General features: G+C 51.6%; 14 protein-coding genes. 6 read left to right on the top strand and 8 right to left on the bottom strand.

The genetic code is table 11. From position 1 onward, the window contains the following. Positions 1-64: 64 nt before the first annotated feature. Both lysM and J2X14_RS02365 read right to left on the bottom strand, forming a co-directional pair. Positions 65-505 (bottom strand): peptidoglycan-binding protein LysM, encoded by a 441-nt coding sequence (gene lysM, locus J2X14_RS02370; RefSeq protein WP_352409604.1) that lies wholly within the window; start codon positions 503-505, stop codon positions 65-67. Between the two features lie 96 nt (positions 506-601). Then, a complete protein-coding gene (locus J2X14_RS02365) occupies positions 602-2,566 on the bottom strand; it encodes a M10 family metallopeptidase C-terminal domain-containing protein (RefSeq protein WP_352409603.1) in 1,965 nt (654 codons plus the stop codon). Positions 2,567-3,150: 584 nt separating this feature from the next. Between J2X14_RS02365 and J2X14_RS02360 the strand changes: the two genes are divergently transcribed. After that, positions 3,151-5,103 (top strand): methyl-accepting chemotaxis protein, encoded by a 1,953-nt coding sequence (locus tag J2X14_RS02360; protein WP_352409602.1) that lies wholly within the window; start codon positions 3,151-3,153, stop codon positions 5,101-5,103. A gap of 151 nt (positions 5,104-5,254) precedes the next feature. Here J2X14_RS02360 and J2X14_RS02355 read toward each other — a convergent pair whose 3' ends face one another. The 3 genes from J2X14_RS02355 to J2X14_RS02345 all read right to left on the bottom strand — a co-directional run bounded on the left by J2X14_RS02355 (position 5,255) and on the right by J2X14_RS02345 (position 7,036). Further along, on the bottom strand, positions 5,255-5,455 hold the full coding sequence (locus J2X14_RS02355) for a hypothetical protein (RefSeq protein ID WP_352409601.1): 201 nt from the start codon (positions 5,453-5,455) through the stop codon (positions 5,255-5,257). Positions 5,456-5,624: 169 nt separating this feature from the next. Continuing rightward, positions 5,625-6,104 (bottom strand): Hcp family type VI secretion system effector, encoded by a 480-nt coding sequence (locus J2X14_RS02350; RefSeq protein WP_352409600.1) that lies wholly within the window; start codon positions 6,102-6,104, stop codon positions 5,625-5,627. A 239-nt stretch (positions 6,105-6,343) separates the two neighbouring features. Then, positions 6,344-7,036 carry a hypothetical protein gene (locus J2X14_RS02345; protein ID WP_352409599.1) on the bottom strand — a complete coding sequence of 231 codons (693 nt, stop codon included), beginning with the start codon at positions 7,034-7,036 and terminating at the stop codon, positions 6,344-6,346. Positions 7,037-7,562: 526 nt separating this feature from the next. Here J2X14_RS02345 and J2X14_RS02340 point away from each other — a divergent pair. The 4 genes from J2X14_RS02340 to J2X14_RS02325 all read left to right on the top strand — a co-directional run bounded on the left by J2X14_RS02340 (position 7,563) and on the right by J2X14_RS02325 (position 9,436). Further along, entirely contained in the window at positions 7,563-7,712 is a 150-nt protein-coding gene (locus J2X14_RS02340) for a hypothetical protein (protein WP_352409598.1), read from the top strand. A gap of 204 nt (positions 7,713-7,916) precedes the next feature. After that, positions 7,917-8,504: a YceI family protein gene (locus tag J2X14_RS02335; RefSeq protein ID WP_352409597.1), complete on the top strand. Its 588-nt coding sequence runs from the start codon at positions 7,917-7,919 to the stop codon at positions 8,502-8,504. A gap of 130 nt (positions 8,505-8,634) precedes the next feature. Then, positions 8,635-8,958: a hypothetical protein gene (locus J2X14_RS02330; protein WP_502889933.1), complete on the top strand. Its 324-nt coding sequence runs from the start codon at positions 8,635-8,637 to the stop codon at positions 8,956-8,958. Positions 8,959-9,181: 223 nt separating this feature from the next. Beyond that, a complete protein-coding gene (locus J2X14_RS02325; protein WP_352409596.1) occupies positions 9,182-9,436 on the top strand; it encodes a hypothetical protein in 255 nt (84 codons plus the stop codon). Positions 9,437-9,550: 114 nt separating this feature from the next. Here J2X14_RS02325 and J2X14_RS02320 read toward each other — a convergent pair whose 3' ends face one another. The 3 genes from J2X14_RS02320 to J2X14_RS02310 form a co-directional block, all read right to left on the bottom strand. Further along, the gene (locus J2X14_RS02320) at positions 9,551-10,825 is read right to left on the bottom strand and encodes a Glu/Leu/Phe/Val family dehydrogenase (RefSeq protein ID WP_352409595.1); all 1,275 of its coding nucleotides are present in this window, start codon (positions 10,823-10,825) and stop codon (positions 9,551-9,553) included. Positions 10,826-11,316: 491 nt separating this feature from the next. Beyond that, positions 11,317-12,333, bottom strand: coding sequence for an NADPH-dependent aldehyde reductase Ahr (ahr, locus tag J2X14_RS02315; protein ID WP_502889932.1), 1,017 nt, complete (start codon positions 12,331-12,333; stop codon positions 11,317-11,319). Positions 12,334-12,503: 170 nt separating this feature from the next. After that, positions 12,504-13,004, bottom strand: a complete 501-nt coding sequence (locus tag J2X14_RS02310) for a thioredoxin family protein (RefSeq protein ID WP_352409594.1) — start codon at positions 13,002-13,004, stop codon at positions 12,504-12,506. Between the two features lie 388 nt (positions 13,005-13,392). Between J2X14_RS02310 and J2X14_RS02305 the strand changes: the two genes are divergently transcribed. Further along, entirely contained in the window at positions 13,393-14,271 is an 879-nt protein-coding gene (locus tag J2X14_RS02305) for an ROK family protein (RefSeq protein WP_352409593.1), read from the top strand. Positions 14,272-14,322: the final 51 nt, after the last annotated feature.

Raw genomic sequence — 14,322 nt, 5'->3', positions numbered from 1 at the left:
TTTTTATTGCAGGATACGCAGCGGCTGATCCGAATAGTGCTTATCAGGCTGCTCAGCATCCATTTTACTGCGGGATACGCAGGGTTTGTCCCGGATAGATCTTATCGGGGCTGCTCAACATCGGCTTGTTGGCTTCGAAAATTTTGTTGTACTCGTTGGGATTGCCATACACCTCTTTTGAGATAGCGCTCAGCGTATCGCCTTTCTTCACGGTATAAAAACGGCTTTCCGTCGCAGGCTGTGAAACCGCGACCTTATCATCAACGCCGCTGATACCCGCGACGTTACCGATCGCGACCAGGATTTTTTCTTTCGCTTCCTGACTCAGGCCTTCGCCCGTTACCGTTGCCTGGCCATCTTTTACTTCGACCTGCACTTTATCGGCATCCGGCACGCCGGTTTTCTGTAGGTGCTCTTTGAGCTTTGCATCCTGTTCCTGTGAGTTATGTGTTACCGCATCCCACAGTTTTTCCCCGGCATCTTTCACAAAGTTTAACAGTCCCATGCATCCTCCATTTTCACGCTAAAAAATAGTTACCTCCCTGTAAGCGTAGCAGTAAATAATTCGGGTTGCTGGCAGGCCGCTCAGCCTGCTCTGTTTTTACACGATCACATCAAGGTGCATATTAGGACGCGCAGCAATATCAATAATCATATCCGGCTGGATATCTCCCGCCAGGTTGAGCTTTAAATGCGTCAGATGCGCAGTGACATCCCAGGTCATCTGCATTTCGCCCAGCCTGCCGCTAAACGTTGAGGTAAAGTGCAGCGGATGGGCGCGGCTATCCAGCGCGGAGAGGTCGATTTTGTCGATCCCGCTGGTGAAATCACCAAGCAAATCCCGCAGTCCCGGCAGAGAATCTTTCACGCTGGTGAATATAAACAGGTCGCTGCCCGCGCCGCCGTACAGCTTATCCGCCCCGCCGCCGCCGTATAAACGATCGTTTCCGGCGCCGCCGTCCAGCCGGTCGTTGCCATTTTCGCCGTACAGCCTGTCATTGCCGTTGCCGCCATACAGCGCGTCGTTGCCTTCGCCGCCAAACAGCCGATCGTGACCGTTTTCACCATACAGCGTATCGTTGCCGTTGTTGCCATACAGCGTGTCGTCGTTTTCGCCGCCAAACAGCCGGTCGTTGCCATTTTCGCCATACAGCGTATCAATGCCGTTGCCGCCATACAGCAGGTCATCGCCTTCGCCGCCATACAGCCGATCGTTGCCGTTTTCACCGTATAGCGTATCAATGCCGCTGCCGCCATACAGCAGGTCATCGTTTTCACCGCCGTACAGCCGGTCGTTACCGTTCTCGCCATATAAGGTATCGTTGCCGCTGCCGCCGTACAGCAGATCGTTGCCGTCACTGCCATACAGTCGATCGAGCCCGCTGTCGCCATACAGCGCATCGCTATCGAGGCCGCCGTAAAGCAGATCGTTACCGTTGCCGCCGTAAAGACGATCGCTCCCGCTGTCGCCATACAATGTATCGTTGCCGTCATTACCGTACAGCGTATCGTTACCGGCATTACCGCGCAGGCTGTTGGCGACCGCGTTGCCGATCAACGTATCGTGTCCGGCACCGGCAATGGCGTTTTCAATCACCACGCCGAGCGCGATAGAAACGTTGCCTGTCAGCCCGCCAATATTAGAAAAAGTTTGCGCGTTAAGGTTAACCAGCTGATTCTGACGATAGCCGGAGACGTTCAGCGTATCGTTGCCGCCCGCATCCCAGATGGAAAAAATCAGCACATCGCTGCTTTGCAGCGCAGTGTAATAGTCGCGTCCGCTATTTGAGCCAAACCCGTAAACGGTATTGCCGGTGCGCGTGGTCATATTCGCGCCATACAGACGCTGAATAGCGGCAATATCATGCATCAGCGGCGATACGGCATAATGACCGTAAAAATTAGCGCCGGTATTGGTTTCGCTCCAGTAACTCATCAACGAATATTGTCGGGAATCCTCAATATAAGAAGCGCTGGCCTTATAGGAGATAACCCCGGTGCCGCTGTTATAGTCGCCCGGATGGCTCAGCCCCAGCGCATGACCTAATTCATGGGTCAGCGTCTGACGGCCATATTCATAATGCTCCGGCTCACGCACATTTTTTATGTTGTAGTTAAACCACATGGTGCCCGCCGCCTTGCTGCTGCCGGGCAGATAAGCATAGGCCTGATCGTTCGCCTGCTGACCATTAGCAAACTGCGTATAGTTGGCAAAAGTGAGCCGTGCTCCGCTACTGACCTGGGTGAATTTAATATTCGCCACATCGGCCCATGACTGTAGCGATTGCAGCGTTGCGGTTTGCTGCTCCTGGTTAAAGGCAACAATACCTTTATCGCCGCGCGGCGAGGCCGTGACATTATCGGGAAAGGCAAAGCTCAGCGCGACCGGCTTGTTATACACCTGATAGCCGTTCCAGCTTAACCCGCTACGAGTCAGCTGCACCGCTGCCTGGCTGGCGCTGTAATGGGCGGCAGGCGCGTAGGTGTAATAGCTGCTGCTGGTGGCGCTGGCCGCAGCCTGCACATCCGTTTCAAACCAGGATGTTCGTACGTTCTTTTTAGACAAGGGACTCTCCGACAAAAACATGTCAGAAGCCGGCATTACCCGCTCATCCTGACAGGGAGTGGCGAATCACTTCGACGTTATTGCAGGTTCTGGACTAAAACGGTCTTATTGCCGTCCTCTGGAGTATCGGAAAAAATAAACGCAACATTAGCGACTTCTTTTAACGCTTCGGCGCTAAATCAAATTATGCGTCTTTAAAGCAAATTTATTTTCTCTGTGAATATAAATGAGATTAGCCAGGCTAATGCTATTTATATTTCTATTTATGTCAAAAAAACCATAGTTATTTCGCTGACCTGAATAATTATTATTTTCAGGTTAAATTTGTTAATGCCCTGCTTAATTACACCTTGCTGTGACTGTGCCAATTTATTTTATTCGCATCAGCCCTAAATATTCTGCTCGCATTACCGATAAAGCAACGTTTTTGCCACAGCATCTTCTTACGCCCGTGTATGACGCTAAAGCAAAACTTAATCACATATAAAAAGTGTGTGATTCTATTTTTATTATTACGCCAGGTTTAGCTGCATTAATGCAGCCGTTAAAAATATACCCATTATAAATAAGGTTATTTTGTTCTTATGTCACGCTTAAACTATTTACGCCGCCTTGTCGGCCGCAGCTCTGCTGTTGCCACCGGCCTGTATGACGCACGCCAGCTGCCCGCCACTCTCTCCAGCGTTGGGCTTAGCCAACGCGATGCAGGAATATTGATGGTATTTGTGCCGCCCTATGCTGATTTTCAGCAGGTCAATCAGGCGTGGCAGCGCTTTTCCAGCCCCGATCGCACCGTACTGGTTCTCTCGTCTAACGGTGCGCTTTGCAGCGGCGGCGCGCAAACCACCTATTGCGACGGCGCAGGCCAGCAAGGTAGCTGGATGTGGCTACCGAACAGCCTGATCGCGCAGCATGAGCTGCATACCGTTGATTTACATGTGCAGGATACGCAAAGCGCGCCGCAGCGCATCGCGGCGATCCAGCGGGAACTGGAGCGGCTTCAGCTGCGTATGCCGCTCTCTTCCGATCGCACTTTCGCCATGGTTTACTGTGATGGGCTGGCCGCCTCGGAAGGTTTTTTGATGCAGGCCTGGTATAACTCCGGCCGTTTCCCCTGTCTGGTAACCGGCGGCGCAGCGGGCGGCAAGCTCGATTTTGACGGCACCTGGATCGGCACCGGCGGTAAAACGCTACAGGGCAAAGCGGTGATTATTTTTTGCCATATGGCGCCCGGTAAATCTTTCGCGCCGTTTAAAAGCCAAAACTTTACGCCGCTGGATAAAAGCTGGCTGGTTGCCGAAGCGGATCCGCTGGCGCGCAGCGTGACTTCGGTGTTTAACGCTCAGGGCGGCCAGCAAAACTTTCAGCAGGCGCTGGCGGCACATCTGCAATGTACGCCACAGCAGCTTAGCGAGCGGCTGCAGGGGTTAACCTTCGCCGTGCGGGTAAACAACGAATACTTTATTCGATCCATTGCGAAAATCACTGACGATAAAATCCACTTTTTCTGCGACCTGGAGTTTGGCGATCGCCTTTATCTGCTACAGGAAACCGATTTTAAGGCCGCCACGCGCCAGGACTGGCAGAAATTTGTCGCCGCGCGCGGCAAGCCTGCCGCTATTTTAATGAATGACTGCGTGTTGCGCCGCGTTGGCAACGCCGGAAAGCTGGATGACGCCCACTTTTTTAAAGGGCTTCCGGCGGCAGGTTTCTCCAGCTTTGGCGAAATCCTTGGCGTGCCGATTAACCAGACGCTCTCGGCGCTGGTGTTTTTCAACCATGATACGCAGGCGATGAGCCAGTTCCCGGTGGAATACGCCGCCTACGCCAGCCATTATGCGCAGCGCGGCCTGCGGCGCTGGGAAGCGTTGAATGCGATGCAGTCGAAAGTATTAAACCAGGTGGTGGATTATCAGCAGGCGCTGTCGCCGTTGATGAAGGCGCTGCCGCTGCTGGAAAGCGCCACCAGCAGTCAAAATGAAACGCTGGGACTGGCAGAGAGCAGCATTCGCTCGATTAGCGATGTTGCCACGCAAAGCCAGCAGGCGCAGCTGCGCCTGGGTCAGGGGCTGGATGAGCTGGAGCAGATCTCTTCCGGCATCACTAAAATTACCAGCGGCATTGGTGATATCGCCTTTCAGACCAATTTGCTGTCGCTGAACGCGGCGGTGGAAGCGGCGCGCGCCGGTGAAGCGGGACGCGGCTTTGCCGTGGTGGCGGGCGAGGTACGGCGGCTGGCGCAATCATCGAAAGAACAGGCGGAGGCGACGGCGAAAAACATCGGCGAAGCGGTCGAAACCATTGCGCGGATTCGCTCGGTGGCGGCAGATACGGTGGAAAAAGCCACGCATATGGCGCAACGCAGCATTGATGCTGCCGATGCCATTGCCGCGATGGGCAATAAAAATGGTCAGCAGCGGGAAAGTATTGTTGAAAACCTGAGTCGGCTGCGTACGCTAACTGCCGGAATGGATGCCATGCAAGAGGCAGTGGCGCAGCTTACCGTGCTGCAACAGCTTTCCGCGAATCAGAAATAAACCTTACCGTGCAGCAACCGCATTCAGTTAATCGGAAGTAAACCTTAGCGTGCAGCAACCGCATTCAGTTAATCGGAAGTAATCATCAGGCCGGGCAATATGACCCGGCCTGCTTTGATTGTCCGCCGCAGCGAAAACCAGCGGTTAACCGTCAGGCGGATACTTTGCTGATGTCGATAATCTCATCAAGACGATTTTTCATCTCTTCCAGATTCTGGCGCAGGTTCTCATCCGCTTCAGTGGCATTTTTCCCTTTACCCAATAGCATAAAGCGATAGCCGGGCTGGTCGCAGCTGGCGCGGTATTCATAGTTGCCGTCGGCAGTCTGATGCTTCTCGATATTGACGTCCATTTGTTCCTCCTTTGTTTTTATTAAATATAGCAAACCGCAGGCGATACGAAGTCTACGCCGGAACAGCCAAAATTTCTGTTATCCAGCCTCAGTCAGGCAACCAGCAGTAACAGTTAGAAGAATAAAACAGGAGCAAAGGAGACAATGCCTCCTCTGGCGCCCTTCTTCATCATGCACAGCAACGATCGTTCCATGAATCACGGTAGATGATATTCCCCTCCGTATACTTCCAGGTAATTGCCTCATAACGCAATTCGAGTGTTTCCAGATGAGTGCTGCTCATACCGTTAGGGGCAAGGTAAGGGGAAACCGTGGTAATTTTGACGTTTTCCAGGAGGATATTGAAATACTCAGATTCCGTGCCTGATTCCCGTATTCGGTACATTTTAATCGTTGCTTTTTTCATTGTGCGGCCTTCGCATACGGCGCGATACAGGATAGGTGTCGTTTGGTCAAATTCTTTCACTATCGTAATCGGGCTATGAACGCGCGTTCCGGTAAGTTTTCCCCAATTGGGATCGACGGGAATGGTTACACCGTGGGAGAATGATTTTAACTCGATGGACCCCAAACGCAGTGGCATTAAACAACTGCCAACAATCGGAGAACCATTTTCATCTTCAAGCCATAAATGAGCGGGAGTAGACATATAATTTCCTTGTCAGTGATTATTTAAATAACGGTGATATTCACGCTATCACCATTTACAATAACGTGTAAAAATAATAATCATAACTATGGCGAATACGCCTGTAGGCCAAACAGGACTGTCAGGAAAAAAATACCCCTGAAGCAGGGCGAAAATAATGGTGAGAATCACAGGTCCATACAGTGATGATAAAAACCTGAGTTGCCACAATAGAAATTTTTTTAGTGATTGAATCATGGTTATCTGATCATCCGGGTGATAATGTTTGCTATACCGGAATCCGACGACCATGGCGCGTCAAGTGCGCCCGCGCGCTCGAATACCGGTTCAATCAGGAAATACATCATTTCCAGTTGTTGCATATAGAGTGCAGAGTAATAGGCTGGGTATTGGACGTGTAGACGATGGGCACTATCTGCCGCTTTCTGGACCAGGCCATATGTGGCCACAATCCCAGCAGCTATGCCCGCAGCACGTCCCCTAAGGGCACTGAGTTGCACACTTAGATTTAATCCAATGCGAACGCTGGTAGCGACCGCTAAAGCGTACCCAGCACTTGTAAGGGCGCTGGCAGCGATATGGATATTCACTGCCATAAGCGCTTTTTTAATATATTCTAATTGTTCATTAGTTTTGTATTTAAATATTTCCTCAAAGTAGACTCGAAGCATTTCATAAACAACGTCATTATGCTGGATAAGGTGAATAACAGCATTCCTGAAGCGCATATCTTCCGTCTTTTGCTGCTGGCAAACATCGTTATATTCATCGGTAAAACAGGAGGTGTAATACAGCAGGCGGGTAGCGCCCTTTCCTAAAGCGTCAACTTGATTTGTAACCTGCTGACCGACGGCAGAAACTGCATGGTCGAGCTTTAGTGCGAGAATTCTATTAGCCTGCAAATAACTAATAATTTCATTATTGTTATACATAACCGCTCCATACTCATTTTCAGTAAGTCCATTGTCGGTACGACCCGCGTATCTCCCTGGCGAACAGCCGCTAAAAATTGAATTCAGACCAGGCCGTTGGCAATTTAAATCGGTCAGCCCTTATTGGTTGCTGTCAAAGAGGTTAATATCGTACTCGTGATATAAGACAACGCCAGCAGTGATTTTCTCCGGCACAAAATTTATTTTCACTGTGGTTGAACGATCCTTTTACGGAGTCGATTAATCAGGCTCGGAATAATAACGTGTGATAAAGCGATAGCCGGGCTGGTCGCAGCTGGTGCGATATTCACAATTGCCGTCGGCAGTCTGATGCTTCTCGATATTAACGTCCAGTTGTTCCCCCTTTGTTTTTTATGACATATAGCCAACCGCTGCTAATACGGGCCCGTGCGCCCGCATGGCAGGAAAAACGCAGCAAAGCGTCAGGAAAGCGAAAATCAGCGGGTCGCCTGGTTTACGACGCGTGTTTTTAACTTAGAATCGCGCGCACTTGCTGGAGGTAATCATGAAAAAACTGTTTATGTTGTTAACGGCGGTCGTGTTGACTGCATCATTAAGCGGCTGCGTCTGGTGGGGGCCTGGCTGGGGCGGACCGGGCGGCGGGCATGGCGGTGGCGGTGGCGGTGGATTCCATCATGGCGGCCCAGGCCGTTAATCACTGTTCTTTACCCGCCGGACGTACAGCGCATCAACGTTCGCGTGCTGTTATCGAACCCGCCAGCGGCGGGTTATTTAAGCCTCATCCCCTGCCCGTTTTATTTCAAATTATTTGAAAAACAAAAACAATTATCTTTGCTTTCGCATCTTGCCATCTGCGGCCACACTTAAATTCCTTTTTAGTGACTGCAGGATTGCCGTTATGTTGAGTATGAAAAAAATCGCCACGCCGCTGGTATTAAGCCTGGGCCTTTGGGCACAGTTCGGCCACGCTGAAGCGCAGACCTATCAACTAAATCCAGAGCATACCTCCGTGGTGATGAGCTGGTCCCATTTTGGTTTTTCTCATCCGACTGCGGATATTTCCGGCACCAGCGGTACACTGGTTTTTGATAGCGCTAACCCGGAAAAATCAAAAGTTGATGTGAAGCTGCCGCTAACCAACATTGATACTCACGTTGACGCGCTAACCAGCGAGTTTAAAGGCGATCAGTACTTTGATACCGCCACCTACCCGACGGCGACCTTCCGCAGCACGCGCGTGATCAGCAAAGGCAACCAGCAGTATGATGTGCAGGGCGATCTAACGCTCAAAGGCGTCACCCGTCCGGTCACGCTGCACGCCACGCTGAATAAGCAGGGTGAACATCCAATGATGAAAAAGCAGGCGATTGGCTTTGATGCCACAGCAACGATAAAACGTTCTGATTTTAACCTGAAGCAGTATATCCCTGCCGTTAGCGATGAGGTTGCGCTGACTATCTCAACCGAAGCTTACGCCGACAAATAAGCCTTTCAGCCCTGCTTCGCCGGGGCTTTATTTTCCTTCTGCGCCTGACGCCTTTCACCAAAAAAACCGCACCGACGGTTAACGCTTGTCGTACCATTCAGGTAACGCTAACGCTATCAGAGAGGTGAACGTGAATTCAGCATCATTTATCCTGCGTCTTTCCGCTGCCGTCAGCGCAGATATGCTGGAGGATCTGCGTGCCGTGATCCCCGCAGAGACCGCGCACGTTTTTATTAACGCGCTGGATGAAGAGAGCCACACCACCTTTGAATGTCTGCAAAGCGATGAAACCTGCTCGCTGGCCGCTTCCGCTATCGCGGTATGGCGTCAGCTGGGCCATATTCATCATCTTACCTGGCGGCATGGCTGGGAAACGCAGGAAGTGACGGAGGTCAGCCAGCAGCAGCTGTTTCAGATGTTAAAAACGCCTGGCGCAATTCTACAAATTATCTGAACAGTCAGAGGATTATCGCTCTAACCGGCGGCGCCCTTTTGCCTCTTAAAACAGCGGCACCCCTGTTTAACCTTTTGATTAAACAAGCGAAACGGCAGAAATCTTTACGTTATCGCGTTACTGTTTCTGACCTGGATCAAGAAATGCCGCACGAAAAAGGATAAAAAATAACCTTAAGCTAAATTTTATTAACCATTGTCTGAAGCAGGCTTAAGGAGAAAATATGAGACGCCAATATTTAACTGCGCCGGAGGTTGCCCGCTATGCGGGTATCAATGAAAACGAGCTGATTCGCGCTATCTGCAATCGCGGCGCCATTGACGGCGTATCGCTGCCCGAGGCGCTGAGTCACGCTCCGCTTTCGGTTCGTCTCTGGTTGCGTGACGATGTGATGCTGTTTACGCACGCGTTAAATCGCGCCAGGGCGGCACTTAAGTTTGCTAAGCAGAACCGGAAGCGCAGCAATCAAAGCCGCTGAGCTATCAGGCTGTTAATGGGTAAGGTACCCGCTCAGGCCGTTGCTGGCTGAAAATAACCGAGGCCCGCCATGCGCGACGAGCCTCGGTTGATAGTGCGATCGCGCTAAACAGGCTTAGCCTGGATAGATACCGCGATCTTTACGCGCCATCAGAATACGTTCGCAGGCGACAATATAGGCGGCGGTGCGCAGCGTACAGCTTTTCTCCCGCGCTTTGTCCCAGACATGTACCATGGCTTCGGTCATGATCTTATCCATACGCGCGTTGATCTCTTCTTCGCTCCAGAAGAAGCTTGCCATATCCTGCACCCACTCGAAGTAGCTGACCGTTACCCCGCCCGCGTTACAGATAACGTCCGGCACCACGGTAATGCCGCGTGCTTTCAGCGTATCGTCCGCATCAGGATAGGTCGGGCCGTTCGCCCCTTCCAGCACCAGCTTACAGCTGAGCTTTTCAGCGCGCTCACGCGTGATCTGCCCTTCCAGCGCCGCCGGGATCAGGATATCCATGTCGGTGGTCCAGAAATCTTCGCTATCGATATTCTGCGCGCCTGGGAAACCGGCAATCTGTTTATGGCTGTTTTGCCACTCGCTAAGCGCATGCAGGTCGATGCCGTCGGCGTTAAACAGCGTGGCGGTATGATCCTGGATCACCACCACGCGGGCGCCCGCTTCAGCAAACAGCCGGGCGGCTTCGCTGCCAACGTTACCGAAGCCCTGAACGGCGATTTTAGCGCCTTCGATTTCAATACCGGCGCGCCCTGCCACTTCGCGGCCCGTGACAAATACGCCGCGTCCGGTGGCTTTTTCACGGCCCAGCGAGCCGCCAAGGTGGATCGGCTTGCCGGTGACAACGCCGGTAATGGTGGTGCCGTGGTTCATGGAATAGGTGTCCATCATCCACGCCATGACTTTGCCGTTGGTGCCGACATCCGGCGCCGGGATATCACGCTGCGGCCCGATAATCAGGCCAATTTCGCTGGTATAGCGACGGGTTAAGCGTTCCAGCTCGCCCTCGGAGAGCGAGAAAGGATCGACGCGAATGCCGCCTTTCGCCCCGCCGTACGGCAGGTTTACCGCGGCGCATTTGATGGTCATCCAGGCGGAGAGGGCCATGACTTCATTCAGATCCACGTTCGGATGGTAGCGAACACCACCCTTACCCGGACCTCGGGAAAGATTGTGCTGAACACGAAAGCCTTCAAAATGGCGGATGGTTCCGTCATCCATCTGTAGGGGAATATCAACGATCAGGGCACGTTTCGGATGGCGCAGCGTATCGATCCAGCGCGATAAATCACCCAGATAGGGCGCAACGCGATCGATTTGCTGAAGGTAGGTATTCCAGGCCGATGTACCGCTTTCTGACGCGTAAGATAGCTTTTCCATAACAAACCTTTTTGAACAAAGTTATTTATATTGTTAAACCGTGGAAATGACCTGCATATCACTATGCGCTGATGAATTTACCATTAATTATCGTCGAAGGTTTTTTCAACACGATGGAAAAATTTGTTTTTGCGTAAAGCTATCGCAACAGAGATGAATAATTAGTTACTTTTATTAGTCGCGGCCACAGGGAATGCGCCAATATGCAATTCTTATGCAACATTACTGCATAAAAAACTTTTCCCCTGAATTTTCAGAAAGTTGAGAGCGATCAAAAAGTTAAATTTTCGTTATTTTACAGTGTTGACAATGTAAAATTTAGCAGCCAGCATGCCATTCACTACGGTTTTTACCGCAGCTTATTTTTAACCGCCCGGAAATCATTACTTTTTTCAAACCGTTGAGGAAGGATTGAGTTGCTGCTTAGTGCGTATAAAAAAGGCGGCGAGATTAACCCGCCGCCTGATTTACTGCTGTGCGCTGTACGGCGATTAGAAATCCGCTTTCAGCACGACACGATAGTTGGCTTTACCGGCACGTACGTGATCCAGCGCGTCGTTGATTTTTGACATCGGGAAAAATTCAACTTTCGGCGCGATATCAGTACGCGATGCCAGCTTCAGCAGGCTGCGCAGCTGGCCCGGCGAACCGGTAGAAGAACCCGTTACCGCACGGTCGCCCAGAATCAGGCTGAATGCCGGCACGTCGAACGGCTTCATCACCGCGCCAACGGTATGGAATTTACCGCGCGGAGCCAGCGCCGCAAAGTACGGCTGCCAGTCAAGATCCACCGCTACGGTGCTGATAATCAGATCAAACTGACCGGCCAGTTTTTTCAGCTCTTCCGGATCGCGGCTGTTCACCACGTGATCGGCACCCATATCAAGAATTGACTGTTTTTTGTCCGGCGTTGAGCTGAACGCCGTCACTTCCGCACCCATCGCATGCAGGATTTTAATCGCGATATGACCCAGACCGCCGATACCGATAACCCCGACACGGCTGGTGGCGGTAATGTTATGCATCAGCAACGGTTTGAAAACGGTAATGCCGCCGCACAGCAGCGGACCCGCAGAAGCAGGATCCAGTTTCTCCGGCAGTGGGATCACCCATTGCCAGTTAGCGCGCAGCTTTTCAGCAAAGCCGCCTTTGTTAACAATCGTCGGCACGCTGCCGTTCAGGCAGTTTACCTGATCGCCAGTAATACAGGCGTCGCAATGCTCGCAGCTCTTCGCCGTCCAGCCAATGCCCACGCGCTGGCCAATGGAAAGCCCTTTGTTTTTCGCCGCCTCGCCCAGCGCAGCAACACGTCCAATAACTTCATGACCGCCGATCACCGGATATTGCGAGATGCCCCATTCGTTATCGATCATCGATAAATCTGAATGACATACGCCACAATATTCCACTTCGACTTCAACATCTTCGGCGCTCAGCGATTCCGCTTCATATTCATAAAGTTCCAAAGCCTTACCGGCTTCCATCGCTGCATAGCTCTTGATTTTCACTAATTCACCTCAGATTGCATTACGGATTCAGCCAAAAGTGTAGCAAAGCCAGTCGCTAATCACTTTCCACTTTATGCCACGGTTATATTTCAATCAGTTACCATTGAAACAGGTGCTGATGGTTATGCGCTGCGCCGCCGTTCGCTGACGCGCATAAAAAACGCGCGCCGTTAGCGGGACGCCGCAATAATCGCGCTAATGTCGCTGATGGTTTCCACTAAACGCTCACCGCGACGGTACGCTTCCAGCTCTGCCGCATCGCCATGTACTACCGAGGCAGGCCGCTCAATAAAGGTGCCTAACGGCGCAGAAGCCTCATCCAGCACCACAACCATCGGGATCTTCACTTTATCCACGCCCAACAGGGCGATAAAAGGTTCCGCTTCATCGCGGGTAATAATCGCCAGGTCAATATTGGACAGACGCTGACATAACAGCACCAGCGGCGGGATATTACGATGGCAGTCCGGGCACCACATCTCTGCGGCCACCAGCAACCGGAAGCGCCCTTCCACCTTTTGTGCAGGCATCAGCGCCTTCGCTACCGCCTCGCTCTGGCTTTCCAGCATCGCCTGCCAGCGTTGTAGATCGGCAATCTGTTCCGGCGTGCCGGTGGCGATAAACTCAGCGCTATTCTTTCCCTGCTTAAACAGCGTATCAAATGTGTTCATGGCACTTTCTCCAGTAAAATCTGATAGCGGCCCATCTTAAAAGAATCTGCCGCCGCGTACACCTGCGATTGTTGCGCTGCCCGCCTGTTTTTGCCCGTTGACGCTATTTTTTTATAGCGTGCGCTACATTTTCATTACCTTGCTCATAGCGGCAAAGCACTACGTTTATTTACCCGCCGCATTGCCAGCTTTACATTATTTTTCACTAAACGCTCTTTTATCACTTGTTATTTAATTAACCGCTAAAAATTGCGGCTGCTTTCTTGCCGAAAGCTACGTTTTAAATTGCGTTGCTTAAACGACTATCCGCGTAAATTCAGCGTCGGGCGGATTTTTCCCGCGTTACGCTATACTGATTTTCATCATTAAAATATAAGGAGAAGATGAAGTGAAAATAGCAGCGTTTGATATTGGCGGTACGTCATTAAAAATGGGTGTGGTTACCGATCAGGGTAAAATCGTTGCGCAGGATAAAAAAGATATTATGAACCACTCCGGCAAAGAGATTCTGGACGGGGTGCAAAGTTGGCTGGCGCAGCATACTGATTGTGAAGGCGTTGCCGTCAGTACGCCAGGCTATGTTGATCCCGAAAGCGGCCATATCACCATGGGCGGCGCCATCCGGGATTTTGACGATTTTCACCTTGCCGAATGGCTACGTGAGAAAACAGCGTTACCGGTAAGCGTAGAAAATGATGCGAACTGCGCGCTGCTGGCCGAACGCTGGCTGGGCAAGGCGCAGGAAATGTCTGACTTTTTAATGATGACCATCGGCACCGGCGTAGGCGGCGCTATTTTCTGCAACAATGCCCTGGTGCGAGGTAAGCAGGGCCGCGCTGGTGAGTTTGGCTCGCTGCTCAGCACGCGCCCGAATAGCGCGAATGTTCGTCATTACACCATGAATACCACCTGCACCATGCGTGTACTGACCGAGAATTACAGCATGCACACCGGACAGAAGCAGGAAGAGATTACCGGCGAAGAGATATTTTCCCGCTACGATAATAACGATCCGATTTGCAGCCGATTAGTCACCAATTTTTACAAGGATCTGTGCGGCGGCATATATAACCTCGCGCACGTATTTAATCCGGAATGTATTTTCCTTGGCGGGGGAATTACCGAGCGGGAAACATTCCTCGACGAACTGCATTATCATCTGGCCTGGTTTGATCTGGACGTGCGAGTGGATACCGCCACCTACGGTAACGATTCCGGCATGCTGGGCGCGGTAAAACATTTTTTGCGCCAGCAGGAAAAAGCCTAAGCCGATCGGCGCCGGTTTTAGCGGTGCCTGACCGATATCGCGCCGGTTTCC

Source organism: Mixta sp. BE291, from assembly GCF_031457955.1.
In the GTDB taxonomy this organism is placed as follows: Bacteria; Pseudomonadota; Gammaproteobacteria; order Enterobacterales; family Enterobacteriaceae; genus Mixta.
The sequence above is the reverse complement of the archived record's forward strand: the minus strand, read 5'-3'. Positions and strand labels throughout refer to the sequence as shown.

Excerpts from the sequence above, each read along its gene's own strand:
- J2X14_RS02325 (WP_352409596.1), top strand. The coding sequence starts at position 9,182 with ATGAGACGCCAATATTTAACTGCGCCGGAGGTTGCCCGCTATGCGGGT.
- J2X14_RS02340 (WP_352409598.1), top strand. The coding sequence starts at position 7,563 with ATGAAAAAACTGTTTATGTTGTTAACGGCGGTCGTGTTGACTGCATCA.
- J2X14_RS02350 (WP_352409600.1), bottom strand. The coding sequence starts at position 6,104 with ATGTCTACTCCCGCTCATTTATGGCTTGAAGATGAAAATGGTTCTCCG.
- lysM (WP_352409604.1), bottom strand. The coding sequence starts at position 505 with ATGGGACTGTTAAACTTTGTGAAAGATGCCGGGGAAAAACTGTGGGAT.
- J2X14_RS02335 (WP_352409597.1), top strand. The coding sequence starts at position 7,917 with ATGTTGAGTATGAAAAAAATCGCCACGCCGCTGGTATTAAGCCTGGGC.
- J2X14_RS02345 (WP_352409599.1), bottom strand. The coding sequence starts at position 7,036 with ATGTATAACAATAATGAAATTATTAGTTATTTGCAGGCTAATAGAATT.
- J2X14_RS02310 (WP_352409594.1), bottom strand. The coding sequence starts at position 13,004 with ATGAACACATTTGATACGCTGTTTAAGCAGGGAAAGAATAGCGCTGAG.
- J2X14_RS02360 (WP_352409602.1), top strand. The coding sequence starts at position 3,151 with ATGTCACGCTTAAACTATTTACGCCGCCTTGTCGGCCGCAGCTCTGCT.
- J2X14_RS02320 (WP_352409595.1), bottom strand. The coding sequence starts at position 10,825 with ATGGAAAAGCTATCTTACGCGTCAGAAAGCGGTACATCGGCCTGGAAT.
- J2X14_RS02355 (WP_352409601.1), bottom strand. The coding sequence starts at position 5,455 with ATGGACGTCAATATCGAGAAGCATCAGACTGCCGACGGCAACTATGAA.